Below are 19130 nucleotides of genomic sequence, written 5' to 3' on the forward strand. Positions count from 1 at the left end.
AGAAAGTCAAACATGAAAACAGCTAAGTTTAATCAATTTGCTTTGTTGTTGAGGTACTCGGGCTAGTGCAAAAAGCATTAGTCCTGTTTGGCTTACCAAGCGGGAGTGAATCAACATCTCGCTTGGACTTCTAAGCGAGATGTTTTTTTAAAAACCACATTTGGAAAAGGGGAAATCTTATGAGAACAGTTGAATTTCTAGATACCAGCCTTCGGGATGGAGAGCAGACACCTGGTGTTAATTTTTCAATCAAGGAAAAAATTGCCATTGCAAGGCAGCTGGAGAAATGGGGTATTTCAGCAATTGAAGCTGGTTTTCCAGCGGCTAGCCCAGACTCATTTACGGCAGTTCAGGAGATTGCTAAGGTCTTGAAGAAAACGGCGGTAACTGGTTTGGCACGTTCGGTCAAGTCTGATATTGATGCTTGTTACGAGGCCCTCAAGGATGCCAAGTATCCACAGGTTCACGTCTTTATCGCTACCAGTCCGATTCATCGTAAGTATAAGCTCAATAAGAGCAAGGAAGAGATTCTAGAAGCTATTAAGGAGCATGTTTCTTATGCCCGTTCTAAGTTTGAGATAGTTGAATTCTCTCCTGAAGATGCGACTAGAACAGAGTTGGATTTCCTCTTGCAAGTTGTTCAAACAGCGGTAGATGCAGGTGCGTCTTATATCAATATCCCTGACACGGTTGGATTTACCACTCCAGAAGAGTACGGAGCCATCTTCAAATACCTGATTGAGAATGTCAAGACGGATCGTCAGATCATCTATTCGCCTCACTGTCATGATGATCTTGGAATGGCAGTGGCTAATAGCCTTGCTGCTGTCAAGAATGGTGCAGGACGTGTCGAAGGGACTATCAACGGTATCGGGGAGCGAGCTGGTAATGCTGCTTTGGAAGAAATTGCAGTGGCCCTCAATATTCGTCAAGATTACTATCAAGCAGAAACTAGTATTGTTTTAAATGAAACCATCAATACGTCAGAAATGGTTTCTCGCTTCTCAGGTATTCCAGTTCCTAAAAACAAGGCTGTGGTCGGTGGCAATGCCTTTTCTCACGAATCTGGTATTCACCAAGATGGAGTTCTTAAAAATCCTCTCACTTATGAAATCATCACTCCTGAATTGGTCGGTGTCAAGAGTAATAGCCTCCCACTTGGAAAATTGTCTGGTCGCCATGCCTTTGTTGAGAAACTGAGAGAATTGGCCCTAGATTTTACAGAAGAGGACATCAAACCACTCTTCGCCAAGTTCAAGGCGCTAGCAGACAAGAAACAAGAAATCACAGATGCAGATATTCGTGCGCTGGTAGCTGGAACCATGGTTGAAAATCCAGAAGGATTCCACTTTGATGATTTACAACTTCAAACTCATGCAGATAATGACATTGAAGCGCTTGTTAGCCTGGCTAATATGGATGGTGAGAAAGTCGAATTTAATGCGACAGGGCAAGGTTCTGTTGAAGCAATCTTTAACGCTATCGACAAGTTCTTTAATCAATCTGTCCGCTTGGTATCCTATACCATTGACGCGGTGACAGATGGAATTGATGCCCAAGCTCGGGTCTTGGTCACTGTTGAAAACAGAGATACAGAAACCATCTTTAACGCAGCAGGTCTGGATTTCGATGTGTTGAAGGCTTCGGCTATTGCCTATATAAACGCTAATACCTTTGTTCAAAAAGAAAATGCTGGTGAGATGGGACGCAGTGTTTCCTATCGAGATATGCCTAGTGTGTAAAGGAGAAGGCTATGACAAAGAAAATAGTAGCTCTAGCAGGGGATGGAATCGGCCCAGAAATCATGGAGGCCGGTTTAGAAGTTCTGGAGGCTCTAGCTGAAAAAACAGGCTTTGACTATGAAATAGACAAACGACCTTTTGGAGGTGCAGGTATCGATGCAGCAGGGCATCCCTTACCTGATGAAACCCTCAAGGTATGTCGTGAAGCAGATGCTATTCTTTTAGCGGCTATCGGTAGTCCCCAGTATGATAGTGCAACGGTTCGGCCTGAACAAGGCTTGCTAGCTCTCCGTAAGGAACTCAATCTCTATGCTAATATTCGCCCTGTAAAAATCTTTGACAGTCTCAAGCATTTGTCACCACTAAAATCAGAACGAATTGCTGGTGTAGACTTTGTCGTGGTGCGTGAGTTGACAGGCGGGATTTACTTTGGGGATCATATCCTTGAAGAGCGGAAAGCGCGTGATATCAACGAATACAGCTATGAAGAAATAGAGCGGATTATTCGTAAGGCATTTGAAATTGCAAGAAATCGCAGAAAAATCGTTACTAGTATCGATAAGCAAAATGTTCTAGCGACTTCAAAACTCTGGCGGAAAGTAGCTGAGAAGGTCGCACAGGATTTCCCAGATGTGACCTTGGAACACCAGTTGGTGGACTCAGCTGCCATGCTCATGATTACCAATCCTGCTAAGTTTGATGTCATCGTGACGGAGAATCTTTTTGGAGATATTTTATCTGATGAATCAAGCGTCCTATCTGGTACACTTGGGGTCATGCCATCAGCCAGTCATTCTGAAAATGGACCAAGTCTTTATGAACCTATTCACGGTTCAGCGCCTGATATTGCAGGTCAAGGAATTGCCAATCCTATTTCCATGATTTTATCAGTTGCCATGATGTTGAGAAATAGTTTCGGACGTTATGAGGATGCAGAGCGTATCGAGCGTGCTGTTGAGGCAAGTTTAGCAGCTGGAATTTTAACGAGAGATATAGGAGGACAGGCTTCGACCAAGGAAATGACGGAAGCTATTATCGCAAGGTTATGAAGTTAGACGAAAAAATTACTCTAGTCCTTTTGATTTGGAATGTCATGGTTTTCTTGATTTATGGTATTGACAAATCCAAGGCAAGGAGAAGAGCTTGGCGCATCCCTGAGAAAATCTTACTTATTTTATCCTTTACTTGTGGTGGTTTTGGTGCCTGGCTAGCAGGAATCATCTTTCACCACAAGACTCGAAAATGGTATTTTAAAACAGTTTGGTTTCTTGGGATGATGACCACACTAGTAGCCTTATATGTTATTTGGAGGTAATAGATGGCAGGAAAATCGATTTTTGATAAATTATGGGACCGCCATGTCATCACAGGAGAAGAGGGGCAGCCCCAACTCATGTATGTGGATCAGCACTATATCCACGAAGTGACCAGCCCTCAGGCTTTTCAAGGTTTGCGAGATGCAGGTCGCAGATTGAGACGACCAGACTTGACATTTGGAACCTTTGATCACAATGTCCCAACGGTTAATATCTATGATATTCGAGATGTGATTTCTAAGGCACAAATTGATAAGCTTGCTGAAAATGTTGAGGAGTTTGGGATTGAACATGCAGCCCACGGTTCTGAAAAGCAGGGAATCGTTCACATGGTAGGTCCAGAAACAGGACGAACCCAACCAGGAAAATTCATCGTCTGTGGAGATAGCCATACGGCAACCCACGGGGCTTTCGGAGCGATCGCCTTTGGAATTGGGACCAGTGAGGTTGAGCATGTCTTTGCTACCCAGACCCTCTGGCAAGTTAAACCTAAGAAAATGCTGGTAGAATTCACTGGTGTTCCTCAAAAAGGAGTTTATTCTAAGGATTACATTTTAGCCTTGATTGCCAAGTATGGTGTTGCCTGTGGTGTTGGCTATGTGGTGGAATATCGTGGGCAAGCGATTGATGCACTAAGTATGGAAGAGCGAATGACCATCTGCAATATGTCCATCGAGTTTGGATCTAAGATGGGAATCATGAATCCAGATCAGACTACCTATGACTATCTCAAGGGACGCGAGTGTGTTCCAGAGAATTTCGAAGAGGCTATGGAGGATTGGAAAACAATTGTCAGTGATGATGATGCCGTTTATGATAAGGTTCTTCAGATGGATGTCTCAGACTTGGCTCCTATGGTAACCTGGGGAACCAATCCTGCTATGGGTGTTGACTTTGATAGTAGATTCCCAGAAATTAAGGATATGAATGATGAACGAGCTTACAATTACATGGACTTGGAGCCTGGTCAAAAGCCAGCAGATATTGAATTAGGCTATATCTTTATTGGCTCTTGTACCAATGCTCGTCTCAGCGATTTACAACTGGCTGCTCGATTTGTCAAAGGGAAGAAAATAGCTCCTAACTTAACGGCTATCGTAGTTCCAGGCTCTCGTCCTGTCAAACGAGCTGCTGAGAAGTTGGGCTTGGACAAGGTTTTCATAGACGCTGGCTTTGAGTGGAGAGACCCAGGTTGCTCCATGTGCCTAGGGATGAATCCTGACAAGGTACCTGATGGTGTCCACTGTGCCTCAACCAGCAATCGGAACTTTGAGGACAGACAAGGCTTTGGTGCTAAGACTCATCTCTGTAGTCCAGCTATGGCAGCTGCGGCAGCTATTGCAGGGCGTTTCGTAGATGTTCGGCAAATGCCAGAAGCCCAGTAAGGAGAGGATATGGAGAAATTTACAGTTTATACGGGAACGACCGTTCCTCTCATGAATGATAACATCGACACCGACCAAATCCTACCCAAGCAGTTTCTCAAGCTGATTGATAAAAAAGGCTTTGGTAAGTACCTCATGTATGCTTGGCGTTATTTGGATGACAAGTATACTGAGGATCCAGACTTTGTCTTTAACCGACCTGAATACCGTAAAGCAACTATACTCATCTCAGGGGATAACTTTGGGGCAGGTTCTTCGAGGGAACACGCAGCTTGGGCTCTAGCTGACTATGGTTTTAAGGTCGTGATTGCGGGGTCTTTTGGTGATATTCATTACAATAATGAACTCAATAATGGCATGTTGCCTATTGTACAGCCTCGAGAGGTTAGAGAGAAACTAGCTCAACTACAACCGACTGACCAGGTAACTGTGGACTTGGAACAACAAAAAATCATCTCACCAGTTGGAGAATTCACTTTTGAAATTGATAGCGAATGGAAACACAAGCTCTTAAATGGTTTGGATGATATCGGTATTACCTTGCAGTATGAAGATTTGATTGCTGCTTATGAAAAACAACGTCCAGCCTACTGGCAGGATTAGAAAAAATTAGAAAAGGAAATAGAACTATGACAAAACACATTCAATGGAACGGAACACTTTCACAAGAAGGCTATGACATTTTAAAAGGTGAGGGCGGTTGTATCGTTTGCCCTACTAAAGTTGGTTACATTATCATGACCAGCGATAAGGCAGGACTTGAGCGTAAGTTCGCAGCCAAAGAGCGTAACCGTAACAAACCAGGTGTTGTTCTCTGCGGTAGCATGGATGAGCTTCGTGCTTTAGCACAACTTAACCCAGAAATTGAAGCCTTCTACCAAAAACATTGGGATGAAGATATTCTTCTTGGTTGTATCCTTCCTTGGAAACCAGAAGCTTTTGAAAAACTCAAAGCATACGGTGATGGTCGTGAAGAGCTGATGACTGACGTGCGTGGAACGAGCTGTTTTGTTATCAAATTTGGTAAAGCTGGTGAACAATTGGCTGCCAAACTTTGGGAAGAAGGCAAGATGGTTTATGCCTCATCAGCTAACCCATCTGGAAAAGGAAACCGTGGTAAAGTAGAAGGTATTGGAGAACGTATCGAAGGAGCAGTGGACCTTGTTATCGAGGCAGATGACTACGTTGCTTCTATCCAGCCTGACAAAACGATTGAAACTCGCTATGAGCAAGGTGTGATGGTGTCTATGGTCGATAAGGACGGCAAACTCATCCCAGAACAAGGAGGAGCTCGCTCAACTTCACCAGCACCAGTTGTGATTCGTAAAGGACTTGACATTGATAAAATCATGATGCACCTTTCAGACACCTTTAACTCATGGGACTACCGCCAGGGGGAGTATTATTAGAATGTAGAAGAAGTGGGGAGAAAAACAATTTCCCCTCTTTTTTCTATTTACGCAAGAAAAATCCGAACATTATATTTTAATTTATAAAATTATTTGACAAAATCTGTACTTTAGTTTATAATGAATTAAGGAAACGTCGGAAAAGGCGTAGAGATGCGCAAGCATAGGTAGGTCATTACAAAAGAAACGAGACATCGATATGTTAAATGAATTTCCAATTTTTGATTACGAAGATATTCAATTGATTCCAAATAAATGTGTCATTAAAAGCCGTGCAGAAGCAGATACAAGTGTCACTCTAGGAAATCACACCTTTAAACTACCTGTTGTGCCAGCTAATATGCAGACGATTTTGGATGAAAATGTAGCAGAGCAACTTGCTAAAGGTGGTTACTTTTACATTATGCACCGTTTTGATGAGGCAGGACGCATTCCTTTTATTAAACGCATGCACGATCAAGGGCTCATTGCTTCTATTTCTGTCGGTGTTAAGGACTATGAGTATGATTTTGTTAGCCAGCTCAAGGCTGATGCTCCTGAATATATCACGATTGACATCGCTCATGGTCATGCAGATAGCGTGATTTCTATGATTCAACACATTAAGAAAGAATTGCCAGATACCTTTGTCATTGCTGGAAATGTGGGAACACCAGAAGCTGTGCGTGAATTGGAAAATGCTGGTGCGGATGCTACTAAGATCGGAATCGGTCCTGGTAAGGTTTGTATTACCAAGGTTAAGACTGGTTTTGGTACAGGTGGTTGGCAGTTGGCTGCCCTACGCTGGTGTGCCAAGGCTGCTCGTAAACCGATTATCGCAGATGGTGGAATTCGTACTCACGGTGATATTGCCAAGTCTATCCGTTTCGGTGCCAGCATGGTTATGATTGGTTCCCTCTTTGCAGGACACATCGAAAGTCCAGGGAAAACGATTGAAGTTGATGGTGAACAGTTCAAAGAGTACTACGGTTCAGCTTCACAATATCAAAAAGGTGCTTACAAAAATGTGGAAGGCAAACGTATCTTACTTCCTGCCAAAGGTCACTTGCAAGATACTTTAACTGAGATGGAACAAGACCTTCAAAGTGCTATTTCATACGCAGGTGGACGTCAGGTTGCTGACCTTAAACACGTTGATTATGTGATCGTGAAAAACTCTATCTGGAATGGGGATGCTTCCCACTAAGACGGGCTATCTGACCAGAAAAAAACTTGTTATTAGAGCAAATTTCTGTTATAATAAAACAAGTTTCCACCCTTAGTGTAATGGATATCACGTAAGATTCCGGTTCTTGAGATGGGGGTTCGATTCCCTCAGGGTGGATGTAAACATCCTAAAAAAGCCTTTAAATAGGGCTTTTTTCTTTATACTGTCTCAAATTTGACTCTAAAACTAAAAAGCTCATTCCAAAGAATGCCCAAATCCTTTCCAGTCCCGTTTTAAAGTGACTCAGGGGGCTTTTTTTGATATAATAAAAAGGACTGTTATCAGTTAGAAAGAGGTTGGTATGAAAGAATTACAAACTGTACTAAAGAACCATTTTGCAATCGAATTTGCAGACAAAAAGCTACTGGAGACTGCCTTTACTCATACGAGTTATGCCAATGAGCACCGCCTCTTAAAAATTTCACACAATGAACGCTTGGAATTTTTAGGAGACGCTGTTCTACAGTTATTGATTTCAGAATATCTGTATAAAAAATATCCTAAAAAGCCTGAAGGTGACTTGTCTAAACTCCGTGCCATGATTGTCCGCGAGGAGAGTTTGGCTGGTTTTGCGCGTGATTGCCAGTTTGACCAGTTTATCAAGCTGGGTAAAGGAGAAGAAAAATCTGGTGGTCGCAATCGTGACACCATTCTTGGTGATGCCTTTGAAGCCTTTCTTGGTGCCCTTCTTTTGGATAAGGATGTGGTCAAGGTCAAGGAATTTATCTATCAAGTCATGATTCCTAAGGTTGAAGCAGGCGAGTTTGAGATGATTACAGACTACAAAACCCATCTCCAAGAGTTACTTCAGGTCAATGGCGATGTGGCTATCCGTTATCAGGTGATTTCTGAAACGGGTCCTGCCCATGATAAGGTCTTTAATGTAGAAGTTCTTGTTGAAGGAAAGAGTATTGGTCAAGGTCAAGGTCGGTCTAAGAAATTAGCAGAGCAAGAAGCTGCCAAAAATGCTGTTGAGAAAGGGCTGGATTCATGTATTTAAAGGAAATCGAAATTCAGGGATTCAAGTCTTTTGCTGACAAGACCAAGGTCGTCTTTGACCAAGGTGTGACGGCAGTCGTTGGACCAAATGGATCTGGAAAGTCAAATATCACAGAAAGTCTGCGTTGGGCCTTGGGGGAGTCTAGTGTCAAGAGTCTCCGTGGTGGCAAGATGCCAGATGTCATCTTTGCTGGAACAGAGAGTCGCAAACCGCTCAATTACGCTTCTGTAGTTGTAACTCTGGATAATCATGACGGATTTATTAAGGATGCTGGTCAAGAAATCAGGGTAGAACGCCATATCTATCGTAGTGGGGATAGTGAATACAAAATTGACGGCAAGAAAGTTCGTCTTCGTGATATTCATGATCTTTTCTTGGATACAGGTTTGGGACGAGATTCTTTTTCTATCATTTCACAAGGCAAGGTTGAGGAGATTTTCAACTCCAAGCCTGAAGAACGCCGTGCCATTTTTGAAGAGGCTGCTGGGGTTTTAAAATACAAGACTCGCAGAAAAGAAACAGAGAGTAAACTGCAACAAACTCAGGATAATCTAGACCGCTTAGAGGACATTATCTACGAGTTGGATAATCAAATCAAGCCTCTTGAGAAGCAAGCTGAGAATGCCCGTAAGTTTTTAGACTTGGAAGGTCAACGCAAGGCTATTTATTTAGACGTGCTAGTTGCTCAAATCAAGGAAAATAAGGCTGAACTAGAGTCGACAGAAGAAGAGTTGGCACAGGTTCAGGAACTCTTGATGAGCTATTACCAAAAGCGTGAAAAATTAGAAGAAGAAAATCAGAATCTCAAGAAGCAACGTCAAGATTTACAGGCTGAGATGGCCAAAGACCAGGGCAGTTTGATGGATTTGACCAGTCTAATTAGTGATTTAGAGAGAAAATTAGCCTTATCGAAACTGGAATCTGAGCAAGTAGCTCTGAATCAACAGGAAGCACAAGCACGTTTGGTTACTTTGGAAGATAAGAGAAATTTACTCAGCCAAGAAAAATCTGATAAAGAAAGCTCATTAACTCTGTTAGAGGAAAATCTAGTCCAAAATAATCAAAAACTCAATCGTTTAGAAGCTGAATTGCTAGCTTTTTCAGATGATCCTGATCAGATGATTGAACTCTTACGTGAACGCTTTGTAGCTCTTCTACAAGAAGAAGCTGATGTCTCAAACCAACTGACTCGCATCGAGAATGAGTTGGAAAATAGTCGTCAGCTTTCTCAAAAACAAGCAGATCAATTAGAAAAGCTGAAAGAACAGCTGGCTACAGCTAAAGAGAAGGCTAGTCAGCAAAAAGACGAGCTTGAAGCTGCCAAGGAGCATGTTCAGAAATTATTGGCTGACTACCAAGCTATTGCCAAGGAGCAAGAGAATCAGAAATCTTCCTATCAGGCTCAACAAAATCAACTCTTTGCCCGTCTGGATAATCTCAAAAACAAGCAGGCTAGAGCCCAAAGTTTGGAAAATATCCTCAGAAATCATAGTAACTTTTATGCAGGTGTTAAGAGTGTTCTCCAAGAAAAAGCCCGCCTTGGTGGAATTATTGGTGCAGTCAGTGAGCACCTGACCTTTGATGTACATTATCAAACTGCCCTAGAGATTGCACTGGGAGCCAGCAGTCAGCATATCATTGTAGAAGATGAGGGGGCGGCAACTAAGGCGATTGATTTCCTCAAACGAAACAGAGCTGGTCGTGCAACCTTCCTTCCTTTGACAACGATCAAGGCGCGTACGATTTCTAGTCAGAACCAAGATGCTATCTCTGCAAGTCCAGGTTTCCTTGGTATGGCAGATGACTTGGTGACATTCGATAATAGGTTGGAAGCTATTTTCAAGAACTTGCTAGCTACGACGGCTATTTTTGATACCGTAGAACACGCGCGTGCAGCAGCTCGTCAGGTTCGTTATCAGGTTCGTATGGTGACATTGGACGGTACAGAGTTGCGCACAGGTGGCTCTTACGCAGGTGGTGCTAATCGCCAGAATAACAGTATTTTCATCAAGCCAGAGCTGGAGCAATTGCAAAAAGAAATTGCTAAAGAAGAAGCAAGCTTGCGTACAGATGAAGCGAGTTTGAAGAACTTGCAAGATGAGATGGCTAGATTGACAGAAAGATTAGAAGCCATCAAATCTCAGGGTGAGCAGGCTCGTATTCAGGAGCAGGGCTTGTCCCTCGCTTATCAGCAGACCAGTCATCAAGTTGAAGAACTGGAAACTCTTTGGAAACTCCAAGAAGAGGAATTAAATCGTCTTTCTGAGGGAGATTGGCAAGCAGATAAGGAAAAATGCCAAGAGCGACTTGCTACTATTTCCAGTGACAAGCAAAATCTGGAAGCTGAGATTGAAGAGATTAAGTCTAATAAAAATGCCATCCAAGAACGTTATCAGAACTTGCAAGAACAGGTAGCGCAAGCTCGCTTGCTTAAGACAGAACTACAAGGGCAAAAACGTTATGAAGTAGCTGATATTGACCGTCTAGGCAAGGAATTGAATAATCTAGATATCGAACAAGAGGAAATCCAGCGCCTTCTTCAAGAAAAGGTTGATAATCTGGAGAAGGTTGATACAGATTTGCTCAGTCAACAGGTAGAAGAAGCCAAAACTCAGAAAACAAACCTCCAACAAGGTTTAATTCGCAAGCAGTTTGAGTTGGATGATATTGAAGGTCAACTGGATGATATTGCTAGTCATTTGGATCAGGCTCGCCAGCAGAATGAAGAGTGGATTCGCAAGCAAACACGTGCTGAAGCTAAGAAAGAAAAGGTCAGCGAGCGCTTACGTCATCTACAAAGCCAATTAACAGACCAGTATCAGATTAGCTATACTGAAGCTTTAGAAAATGCGCATGAGTTGGAAAATCTCAATCTGGCAGAGCAAGAGGTGCAGGATTTAGAGAAGGCTATTCGCTCACTGGGTCCTGTCAATTTGGAAGCTATTGACCAGTATGAAGAAGTACACAACCGTATGGATTTCCTCAATAGCCAACGTGATGACATTTTGTCAGCGAAAAACCTGCTCCTTGAGACCATTACAGAGATGAATGATGAGGTTAAGGAACGCTTTAAATCAACCTTTGAAGCCATTCGTGAGTCCTTTAAAGTGACCTTCAAGCAGATGTTTGGTGGAGGTCAAGCAGACCTGATTTTGACTGAAGGAGATCTGCTGACAGCTGGGGTTGAGATTTCTGTTCAACCTCCAGGTAAGAAAATCCAGTCTCTTAATCTCATGAGTGGTGGTGAAAAAGCTCTATCGGCTCTTGCTTTGCTTTTTTCTATCATTCGAGTTAAGACCATTCCATTTGTTATCTTGGATGAGGTAGAGGCTGCGCTAGACGAAGCCAATGTTAAACGCTTTGGGGATTACCTCAATCGATTTGACAAGGATAGTCAGTTTATCGTTGTGACCCACCGTAAGGGAACCATGGCAGCGGCTGATTCCATCTATGGAGTGACCATGCAAGAATCAGGTGTCTCAAAAATTGTTTCGGTTAAGTTAAAAGATTTAGAAAGTATTGAAGGATGACAATTAAACTAGTAGCAACGGATATGGACGGAACCTTCCTAGATGAGGATGGACGCTTTGATATGGACCGCCTCAAGTCTCTCTTGGTTTCCTATAAGGAAAAAGGGATTTACTTTGCGGTGGCTTCGGGTCGGGGATTTCTGTCTCTAGAAAAATTATTTGCTGATGTTCGTGATGATATTATTTTCATCGCGGAAAATGGCAGTTTGGTAGAGTATCAAGGTCAGGACTTGTATGAAGCGACTATGTCTCGTGATTTTTATCTGGCAACTTTTGAAAAGCTGAAAACTTCACCTTATGTAGATATCAATAAACTGCTCTTGACGGGGAAAAAAGGCTCTTATGTGCTAGATACGGTTGATGAGATCTATTTAAAAGTGAGTCAGCACTATAATGAAAATATCCAAAAAGTAGCGAGTTTGGAAGATATCACAGATGATATTTTCAAATTTACAACCAACTTCACAGAAGAAACGCTAGAAGCTGGAGAAGCTTGGGTCAATGAACATGTTCCTGGTGTTAAGGCCATGACAACTGGCTTTGAATCTATTGATATTGTTCTGGACTATGTCGATAAGGGAGTGGCTATTGTTGAATTGGCTAAAAAACTTGGTATCACAATGGATCAGGTTATGGCTTTTGGAGACAATCTAAATGACTTGCACATGATGCAGGTTGTGGGTCATCCTGTAGCTCCTGAAAATGCACGACCAGAAATTTTAGAATTAGCAGAGACTGTGATTGGTCACCATAAGGACCAGTCGGTTATAGCTTATATGGAGGGCTTATAATGGCAGATATAAAATTGATTGCATTGGACTTGGACGGGACCTTGCTGACTACTGATAAAAGGCTGACGGATCGTACCAAGGCAACCTTGAAAGCTGCGCGTGATCGTGGTATCAAGGTCGTATTGACAACTGGTCGTCCCTTAAAAGCTATGGATTTCTTTCTCCATGAGCTAGGGACTGACTGCCATGAAGATGAGTATACGATTACTTTTAATGGTGGTTTGGTTCAGAAAAATACAGGTGAAATCCTTGATAAGACAGTCTTTTCATATGATGATGTAGCACGCTTGTATGAAGAAACAGAGAAATTATCACTGCCTCTTGATGCCATTTCAGAAGGAACTGTTTATCAAATCCAATCGGACCAAGAAAGTCTTTATGCCAAATTTAATCCAGCATTGACCTTTGTTCCAGTGGACTTTGCAGACTTGTCTAGTCAAATGACCTACAACAAATGCGTGACTGCCTTTGCTCAAGAACCCTTGGATGCAGCCATTCAGAAGATTTCTCCAGAATTGTTTGACCAATATGAAATCTTTAAATCACGTGAAATGTTGCTAGAGTGGTCACCAAAGAATGTTCATAAAGCAACAGGTTTAGCAAAACTAATCAGCCATCTAGGAATCGACCAAAGCCAAGTCATGGCTTGTGGTGACGAGGCCAATGACCTCTCTATGATTGAATGGGCAGGGCTCGGTGTTGCCATGCAAAATGCTGTTCCTGAAGTCAAGGCAGTCGCAAATGTAGTGACTCCAATGACCAATGATGAAGAAGCTGTTGCCTGGGCTATCGAAGAATATGTGCTAAAGGAGAACTAAGATATGGGATTATTTGACCGTCTATTCGGAAAAAAAGAAGAACCTAAAATCGAAGAAGTTGTAAAAGAAGCTCTGGAAAATCTTGATTTGTCTGAAGATACAGAAGCTGAGGAAGTTTCTCAAGAAGTAGCAGAAGTTGAAAGTTCTGAAGAAGATCTGCTCCAAGAAGAGGAAATCCAAGGCACAGTTGAAGAAAGTCTGGATTCAGAGCCAGTTGTAGAAGTTTCTCAAGAAGAAGCCGAAGAATTTCCAAACTCACAAGAAGTTTCAGAGGAAGAGAATACTGAGCTCTTAGAGACTGTAGAAGAAAATAATTCTGAAGTGCTTGAAGCAGAAACGCCTCAAGTAGAAGAAACCGTTCAGGAAAAATATGACCGCAGTCTTAAGAAAACTCGTACAGGCTTCGGTGCCCGCTTGAACGCCTTCTTTGCCAATTTCCGCTCTGTTGATGAAGAATTTTTCGAGGAACTGGAAGAACTGCTGATCATGAGTGATGTTGGTGTCCAAGTCGCTTCTAACTTAACCGAGGAGCTACGCTACGAAGCCAAGCTAGAAAACGCCAAGAAACCCGACGTACTTCGCCGTGTCATCATTGAGAAATTGGTTGAGCTTTATGAAAAGGATGGCAACTATGATGAAAGTATCCACTTCCAAGATGGCTTGACAGTCATGCTCTTTGTTGGGGTTAATGGTGTCGGGAAAACAACTTCTATCGGGAAACTAGCCCACCGCTATAAACAAGCTGGTAAGAAGGTCATGTTGGTTGCGGCAGATACCTTCCGTGCAGGAGCAGTTGCACAGCTAGCTGAATGGGGCCGTCGTGTAGATGTTCCAGTAGTAACTGGACCTGAAAAAGCTGACCCAGCCAGTGTAGTCTTTGATGGCATGGAACGGGCTGTAGCCGAAGGTATCGATATTCTTATGATTGATACCGCTGGTCGTCTGCAAAATAAGGATAACCTTATGGCTGAGTTGGAAAAGATTGGTCGTATCATCAAACGTGTTGTGCCAGAAGCACCCCATGAAACCTTCCTAGCATTAGATGCTTCAACAGGTCAAAACGCTCTTGTACAGGCCAAAGAATTTTCAAAAATAACGCCATTAACTGGAATTGTCTTGACTAAGATTGATGGAACTGCTCGAGGTGGTGTGGTTCTAGCCATCCGTGAAGAACTCAATATTCCTGTAAAATTGATTGGATTTGGTGAAAAAATCGATGATATTGGAGAGTTTAACTCAGAAAACTTTATGAAGGGTCTCTTGGAAGGCTTAATCTAATCAGAAGTAAAAATCCTGCAAGCTACAAACTTGCAGGAAATTTTTTATTCTAAACGACCATCTTGACGATAGGCGATATCTGGTTGCCAAGTCCATTTGGCACCGAATTTTTCAAGTAAGTCAAAGCTAGCTTGAGGTCCCATGCTTCCAGCTTTATAGTCATGAAGTGGGGCACCATTTTCAGCCCAGAGCTCTTCGATACGGTCAATCAATTTCCATGACGCACCAACTTCATCCCAGTGGCTAAAGTTAGTTGAGTTGTTGTTTAGGACATCATAAATCAATTTCTCGTATGGTTCTGGAGAAGCACCAGTTGCGGTCGCATCTGTACGGTAATCAAGTGAGTTAGGAGCTAAGTTGAATTCTTCTCCTACCTGCTTCCCATTTAGACTGAGAGAGAAGCCTTCTGTTGGTTGGATATAGATGGTCAAAATGTTTGGAGCAAGTGGTTCTCCAAAGATAGAATCCATTTGTTTAAAGACGATGTTGACATGAGTTCCTTTTTCAGTCAGTCGTTTACCAGTACGGAAGAAGAAAGGAACACCACGGAAGCGATCGCTATCAACAAAGAAGGCACCAGATGCAAAGGTTTCAGTTGTTGATTCTGGATTTACATTTGGCTCGCTACGATAAGAGATATATTTCATGCCATCAATCTTACCAGAACGGTATTGACCACGGATAAAGTGTTCTTTAAGTTCTTCATCAGTTGGATGATAGAGGTTTTTAAAGACCTTAATCTTTTCAGCACGAATCTCATCTTTTGTGAAGCTTGCTGGCTTGTCCATAGCAAGGAGAGAAAGAAGTTGTAGTGTATGGTTTTGTACCATGTCACGGAGGGCACCAGATTGGTCATAGTAGCCACCACGTTCTTCTACACCCAAGCGCTCCGCAAAGGTAATTTGAACATTGTCGATAAAGTCCTTGTTCCAAACATTTTCAAAAATCAAGTTTGCAAAGCGGACTGCAAAGATGCTTTGGATCATTTCCTTACCAAGATAATGGTCGATACGGAAAATTTGTTCTTCGTTAAATGTTGCTAGGAGCTCGTCATTCAACTTGCTTGCAGTTGCGTAATCTGTACCAAATGGCTTCTCAACGATTAAACGCTCAAAACCTTTACCATCTACAATGTTTTCAGACTTGAGGTGTTTGGCAATGGTTCCAAAGAACTGAGGCGCCATAGACAAGAAGAAGAGCTTGTTGTGTTCAGCTTGGTACTTGTCATTTAGTTCAGCCTGCAATTGACGCAAAGCAATGTAGTGTTCTGTATCATTGACATCATGACTTTGATAGTAGAAGTGACTAGCGAACTCTTGAGCCTGTTCGGTACTATCTGCCAAATCAAGGATCGATTCGACTACAACAGATTCAAAATATTCCTTGCTCCAAGGACGACGAGCAGTTCCAATGACTGCAAAGTGCTCGGAAAGATTGCCGGATTTATATAGTCTAAAAAGGGAAGGGTAGAGCTTGCGTTTAGCCAGGTCTCCACTCGCACCGAAAATTGTAACAATAACCTTAGATGACATCTAGCTACCTAATTTCTATTTTTTATTCCTAGTCTTGCTAGGTATGAGGAAATCTCATTTCATAAACTTAATTCTAACATAATTTTCCGAAAAATCAAAAAATCCAATACGAGAAAGAAAAAAACTGCAAGGAAATCCTTACAGTTTAAGTTTAGACGTTTAAGACCTTGTCCAAGAACTCTTTCAGACGTGGGTGCTGTGGGTTATCAAAGATTTGATCAGGTGTTCCGTCTTCAAGGAATTCACCATCCGCAGTAAAGATAACGCGGTTGGCAACCTGACGAGCAAATCCCATCTCATGGGTTACGATAATCATGGTCATGCCTTGCTCAGCCAATTCTTTCATAACGTTCAGTACGTCTCCGACCATCTCAGGGTCAAGGGCAGAAGTTGGTTCATCAAAGAGCATGATGTCTGGATTCATTGCTAGTCCACGAGCGATGGCCACACGTTGTTTTTGACCACCTGATAGGCTATCTGGGTTAGCATTAGCTTTATCTGCTAGTCCAACCTTTTCAAGCAGTTCCATTCCCAATTTCTCAGCTTCTTCCTTCGTCATCAACTTGTGCTCAATAGGAGCAAAGGTAATGTTGTCTAATACAGACATGTGAGGGAAGAGGTTGAAGTGTTGGAACACCATTCCGATATTTTCACGGACGTGGTCAACATTGGTTGTTTTTTCAGTTAAGTCATAACCGTTCACAGTGATGTGACCGCTAGTAACTTCTTCCAAAAGATTTAGGCTACGAAGGAAAGTTGACTTACCAGAACCTGAAGGACCGATGATACAAACAACATCTCCTTCATAGAATTTAGTCGTAATTCCTTTTAGGACTTCATTTTTTCCGTAGTTTTTGTGTAAATCATTTACATCAATTTTTAGTTTTGCCATTAACGAATCCTCTTTTCTAAGCGTTTCGCTAGTCTAGTCAAAAGTGTGATAATTACAAGATAGAAGATAGCAAGGATTGCATACATCTTGAAACTTTGGTAGTTACGGGCGATGATAATCTTACCAGTTTGGAAGAGTTCAACCAAACCGATAGCAGATACGATGGTCGTATCTTTAAGAGCGATAACGAATTGGTTGACAAAGTTTGGCAACATCAATTTAGTTGCTTGTGGCAAGATAATCTTACGCATGGTTTTTCCATAAGAGATACCCAAGCTTCGGCTGGCTTCCATTTGTCCAACTGGAACGGCTTGAATACCACCACGAACGATTTCAGCGATATAAGCAGCCGCATTGAGTGAGAGGGCAATGGTACCGGCTACGAAGTCGTTAATTGGACTTTGTTGGCCTGTGATAGACTCGATGAAGTTTGGAATTCCCCAGAAGATGAAGGCTGCAAGAATCATCAAAGGAATACCACGGATAACGTCAACGAAAATCTCAGAAATCACACGAAGAGATTTGTAGGGGCTGACACTAAACATACCAAAGATAATCCCGATAACAATGGCAATAGCAAATGAGATAAGAGCTAGAGCAAGAGTGATGCCAAGACCGCTAAGGAGTTGCTTGTAGTTGTTTTGAAGCAAGCCCCAGATAGTTGTCTCATCAACCGTGCTTGTTGAAGCAGTTGAAGATTCGCTAGCTAGGTATTTATCAAGAATCTTTTGGAATTCACCGTTTGCTTTAAGGTTTGCAAGTCCGTTGTTGAACATTTCAATCAATTCTGGATTTGCTCCTTTTTTAACGGCAAAGGCTGTTTCACCGATTGGAGTTCCAGCGATAGGTGTTTTCAATTTTTGACCTTGGCTGATAGAATATTTGAGAACAGGTTCATCATCCATAACGGCATCAATGGCACCAGTGTTTAAACTGTCATACATTGACGAACCATCAGCGAAGGTTTTGATTTTGTAGCCGTATTTGCTTTGATTTTCAGTTAGGAAGGTTTGAGAAGCAGTTCCGTTTTTAACACCAACTGTCTTCCCTTTCAAGTCTTCATAAGAAGCAATGGTACTTGATTCTTTGACACCAAGGATAGTATTAGCAGTGTAGTATGATTCTGAGAAGTCAAAAGTTGCCTTACGAGCATCTGTGACAGACATACCAGCAATGATACCATCGGCTTGACCAGCTTGAACAGCACTGATAGCGGCATCGAAACCAGGGTTGGTGATTTCAATTTCAAAACCTTGGTCTTTAGCGATTGCCTTAATCAATTCCATATCAATACCAGTAAATTGGTTACTTGAGTTTTGGAAAACAAAAGGTGCAAAAGAAGAATCGCTGGCAATAATGTATTTAGCTTTAACAGGAATGGCTTTTAATCCTGCTAGAGTAGTTGTGGTTGGCACTGCTGAAGATGATGAAGCAGTCCATTTCTTGATGATTTTATCAAGACTACCATCTTTTTTCATTTCAGCCAAGGCTTGGTTAAATTCAGTGACTAGGTGCTCGTATTTGCTTCCTTTTTTAACACCGAAAGCAAAACTTCCTACAGCTTCACCATCCATTTCAATATGGAGGTCTTGACCTTGGTTAATGGCATATTCGATAACAGGTTTGTCATCCATCATGGCATCGATGGCACCAGCACTCAAGCTGTTGTTCATCAAATCACTAGTGTCAAATGTTTTAATAGTAAAGCCGTATTTATCTTTGATTGTTTCAAGAAAACGTTGAGCAGCAGTTCCGTTTTTAACACCAACGGTTTTGCCAGTTAATTGGTCATATTTACTAATCTTGTGTGCCTTTGTAGTTGCAATGACAACTTTTGTATCATAGTAAGTATCAGACATGGTGAAGACTTTTTCACGTTCTTTCGTCTTTGTCATCCCTGCCATGATAGCGTCAGCTTGACCAGCTTGAACCGCATTTACCGCTGCATCAAATCCAGGATAGGACATCTGAATGTTCCATCCTTTAATCTCAGCGACTTTGTTGATAATGTCAACATCAATTCCTTTATAAGTTTGATCTGAATCTTTAAACTCAAAAGGTGCGTAGGCGGTATCAGACACAATCTTAATCGTCTCTGCTTTCGCAATACCTAATGAGAAAATTGGGAATAAAATTAGCAAAAATGCTAGAAATTTTTTCTTCATTTTTAGTCTCCTTTTCCGAATATTTTCCCATTATATCAGAAAAAGTAAAAAAAGGCAAATTTTTA

15 protein-coding genes and 1 tRNA gene are annotated in these 19130 nt (G+C 42.0%); 13 read left to right on the forward strand and 3 right to left on the reverse strand.

The window, feature by feature from the left end:
- Positions 1 to 179 precede the first annotated feature (179 nt).
- The 13 genes from O3650_RS05755 (at position 180) to ftsY (ending at position 14476) form a co-directional block, all read left to right on the forward strand.
- Positions 180 to 1742 (forward strand): 2-isopropylmalate synthase, encoded by a 1563-nt coding sequence (locus O3650_RS05755; RefSeq protein WP_203176513.1) that lies wholly within the window; start codon positions 180 to 182, stop codon positions 1740 to 1742.
- Positions 1743 to 1753: 11 nt separating this feature from the next.
- Entirely contained in the window at positions 1754 to 2791 is a 1038-nt protein-coding gene (gene leuB, locus O3650_RS05760) for a 3-isopropylmalate dehydrogenase (RefSeq protein ID WP_203176514.1), read from the forward strand.
- Entirely contained in the window at positions 2788 to 3057 is a 270-nt protein-coding gene (locus tag O3650_RS05765; protein WP_000762444.1) for a DUF1294 domain-containing protein, read from the forward strand. Before leuB ends, O3650_RS05765 begins: the two co-directional genes overlap by 4 nt.
- A 3-nt stretch (positions 3058 to 3060) precedes the next feature.
- Entirely contained in the window at positions 3061 to 4443 is a 1383-nt protein-coding gene (gene leuC, locus O3650_RS05770; protein WP_084947114.1) for a 3-isopropylmalate dehydratase large subunit, read from the forward strand.
- Positions 4444 to 4452: 9 nt separating this feature from the next.
- Entirely contained in the window at positions 4453 to 5046 is a 594-nt protein-coding gene (gene leuD, locus O3650_RS05775) for a 3-isopropylmalate dehydratase small subunit (RefSeq protein WP_084947112.1), read from the forward strand.
- A 26-nt stretch (positions 5047 to 5072) separates the two neighbouring features.
- Positions 5073 to 5852, forward strand: coding sequence for an L-threonylcarbamoyladenylate synthase (locus O3650_RS05780; protein WP_000160498.1), 780 nt, complete (start codon positions 5073 to 5075; stop codon positions 5850 to 5852).
- Between the two features lie 199 nt (positions 5853 to 6051).
- Positions 6052 to 7038, forward strand: a complete 987-nt coding sequence (locus O3650_RS05785) for a GMP reductase (protein WP_020902801.1) — start codon at positions 6052 to 6054, stop codon at positions 7036 to 7038.
- 66 nt (positions 7039 to 7104) lie between these two features.
- Positions 7105 to 7176: transfer RNA gene (locus tag O3650_RS05790), tRNA-Arg, on the forward strand.
- 184 nt (positions 7177 to 7360) lie between these two features.
- Positions 7361 to 8059, forward strand: a complete 699-nt coding sequence (rnc, locus tag O3650_RS05795) for a ribonuclease III (protein WP_000661483.1) — start codon at positions 7361 to 7363, stop codon at positions 8057 to 8059.
- Entirely contained in the window at positions 8050 to 11589 is a 3540-nt protein-coding gene (smc, locus tag O3650_RS05800) for a chromosome segregation protein SMC (RefSeq protein WP_084947109.1), read from the forward strand. Before rnc ends, smc begins: the two co-directional genes overlap by 10 nt.
- The gene (locus tag O3650_RS05805; protein WP_371491793.1) at positions 11586 to 12380 is read left to right on the forward strand and encodes a Cof-type HAD-IIB family hydrolase; all 795 of its coding nucleotides are present in this window, start codon (positions 11586 to 11588) and stop codon (positions 12378 to 12380) included. The genes smc and O3650_RS05805 overlap by 4 nt, the downstream gene beginning before the upstream one ends.
- Complete coding sequence (locus O3650_RS05810) at positions 12380 to 13198, forward strand: Cof-type HAD-IIB family hydrolase (RefSeq protein ID WP_371491794.1); 819 nt, start codon at positions 12380 to 12382, stop codon at positions 13196 to 13198. The genes O3650_RS05805 and O3650_RS05810 overlap by 1 nt, the downstream gene beginning before the upstream one ends.
- Positions 13199 to 13201: 3 nt before the next feature.
- A complete protein-coding gene (gene ftsY / locus O3650_RS05815) occupies positions 13202 to 14476 on the forward strand; it encodes a signal recognition particle-docking protein FtsY (RefSeq protein WP_371491795.1) in 1275 nt (424 codons plus the stop codon).
- A gap of 44 nt (positions 14477 to 14520) precedes the next feature.
- Here the strand turns inward: ftsY and zwf are convergent, their stop codons facing one another.
- From zwf to O3650_RS05830, 3 genes are all read right to left on the reverse strand, one after another.
- Positions 14521 to 16008: a glucose-6-phosphate dehydrogenase gene (gene zwf, locus O3650_RS05820; RefSeq protein WP_173225836.1), complete on the reverse strand. Its 1488-nt coding sequence runs from the start codon at positions 16006 to 16008 to the stop codon at positions 14521 to 14523.
- Positions 16009 to 16159: 151 nt separating this feature from the next.
- On the reverse strand, positions 16160 to 16900 hold the full coding sequence (locus tag O3650_RS05825) for an amino acid ABC transporter ATP-binding protein (RefSeq protein ID WP_001096321.1): 741 nt from the start codon (positions 16898 to 16900) through the stop codon (positions 16160 to 16162).
- Complete coding sequence (locus O3650_RS05830; RefSeq protein ID WP_078228414.1) at positions 16900 to 19065, reverse strand: ABC transporter substrate-binding protein/permease; 2166 nt, start codon at positions 19063 to 19065, stop codon at positions 16900 to 16902. The genes O3650_RS05825 and O3650_RS05830 overlap by 1 nt, the downstream gene beginning before the upstream one ends.
- Positions 19066 to 19130 lie beyond the last annotated feature (65 nt).

The sequence above is a fragment of the Streptococcus sp. 20925_1_24 genome (genome assembly GCF_041432335.1).
Lineage (GTDB): Bacteria > Bacillota > Bacilli > Lactobacillales > Streptococcaceae > Streptococcus > Streptococcus mitis_BM.

What these genes read in the sequence shown, in the direction of transcription:
- O3650_RS05755 (WP_203176513.1), top strand. Translation starts at nt 180, where the DNA reads ATGAGAACAGTTGAATTTCTAGATACCAGCCTTCGGGATGGAGAGCAG.
- leuB (WP_203176514.1), top strand. Translation starts at nt 1,754, where the DNA reads ATGACAAAGAAAATAGTAGCTCTAGCAGGGGATGGAATCGGCCCAGAA.
- O3650_RS05765 (WP_000762444.1), top strand. Translation starts at nt 2,788, where the DNA reads ATGAAGTTAGACGAAAAAATTACTCTAGTCCTTTTGATTTGGAATGTC.
- leuC (WP_084947114.1), top strand. Translation starts at nt 3,061, where the DNA reads ATGGCAGGAAAATCGATTTTTGATAAATTATGGGACCGCCATGTCATC.
- leuD (WP_084947112.1), top strand. Translation starts at nt 4,453, where the DNA reads ATGGAGAAATTTACAGTTTATACGGGAACGACCGTTCCTCTCATGAAT.
- O3650_RS05780 (WP_000160498.1), top strand. Translation starts at nt 5,073, where the DNA reads ATGACAAAACACATTCAATGGAACGGAACACTTTCACAAGAAGGCTAT.
- O3650_RS05785 (WP_020902801.1), top strand. Translation starts at nt 6,052, where the DNA reads ATGTTAAATGAATTTCCAATTTTTGATTACGAAGATATTCAATTGATT.
- rnc (WP_000661483.1), top strand. Translation starts at nt 7,361, where the DNA reads ATGAAAGAATTACAAACTGTACTAAAGAACCATTTTGCAATCGAATTT.
- smc (WP_084947109.1), top strand. Translation starts at nt 8,050, where the DNA reads ATGTATTTAAAGGAAATCGAAATTCAGGGATTCAAGTCTTTTGCTGAC.
- O3650_RS05805 (WP_371491793.1), top strand. Translation starts at nt 11,586, where the DNA reads ATGACAATTAAACTAGTAGCAACGGATATGGACGGAACCTTCCTAGAT.
- O3650_RS05810 (WP_371491794.1), top strand. Translation starts at nt 12,380, where the DNA reads ATGGCAGATATAAAATTGATTGCATTGGACTTGGACGGGACCTTGCTG.
- ftsY (WP_371491795.1), top strand. Translation starts at nt 13,202, where the DNA reads ATGGGATTATTTGACCGTCTATTCGGAAAAAAAGAAGAACCTAAAATC.
- zwf (WP_173225836.1), bottom strand. Translation starts at nt 16,008, where the DNA reads ATGTCATCTAAGGTTATTGTTACAATTTTCGGTGCGAGTGGAGACCTG.
- O3650_RS05825 (WP_001096321.1), bottom strand. Translation starts at nt 16,900, where the DNA reads ATGGCAAAACTAAAAATTGATGTAAATGATTTACACAAAAACTACGGA.
- O3650_RS05830 (WP_078228414.1), bottom strand. Translation starts at nt 19,065, where the DNA reads ATGAAGAAAAAATTTCTAGCATTTTTGCTAATTTTATTCCCAATTTTC.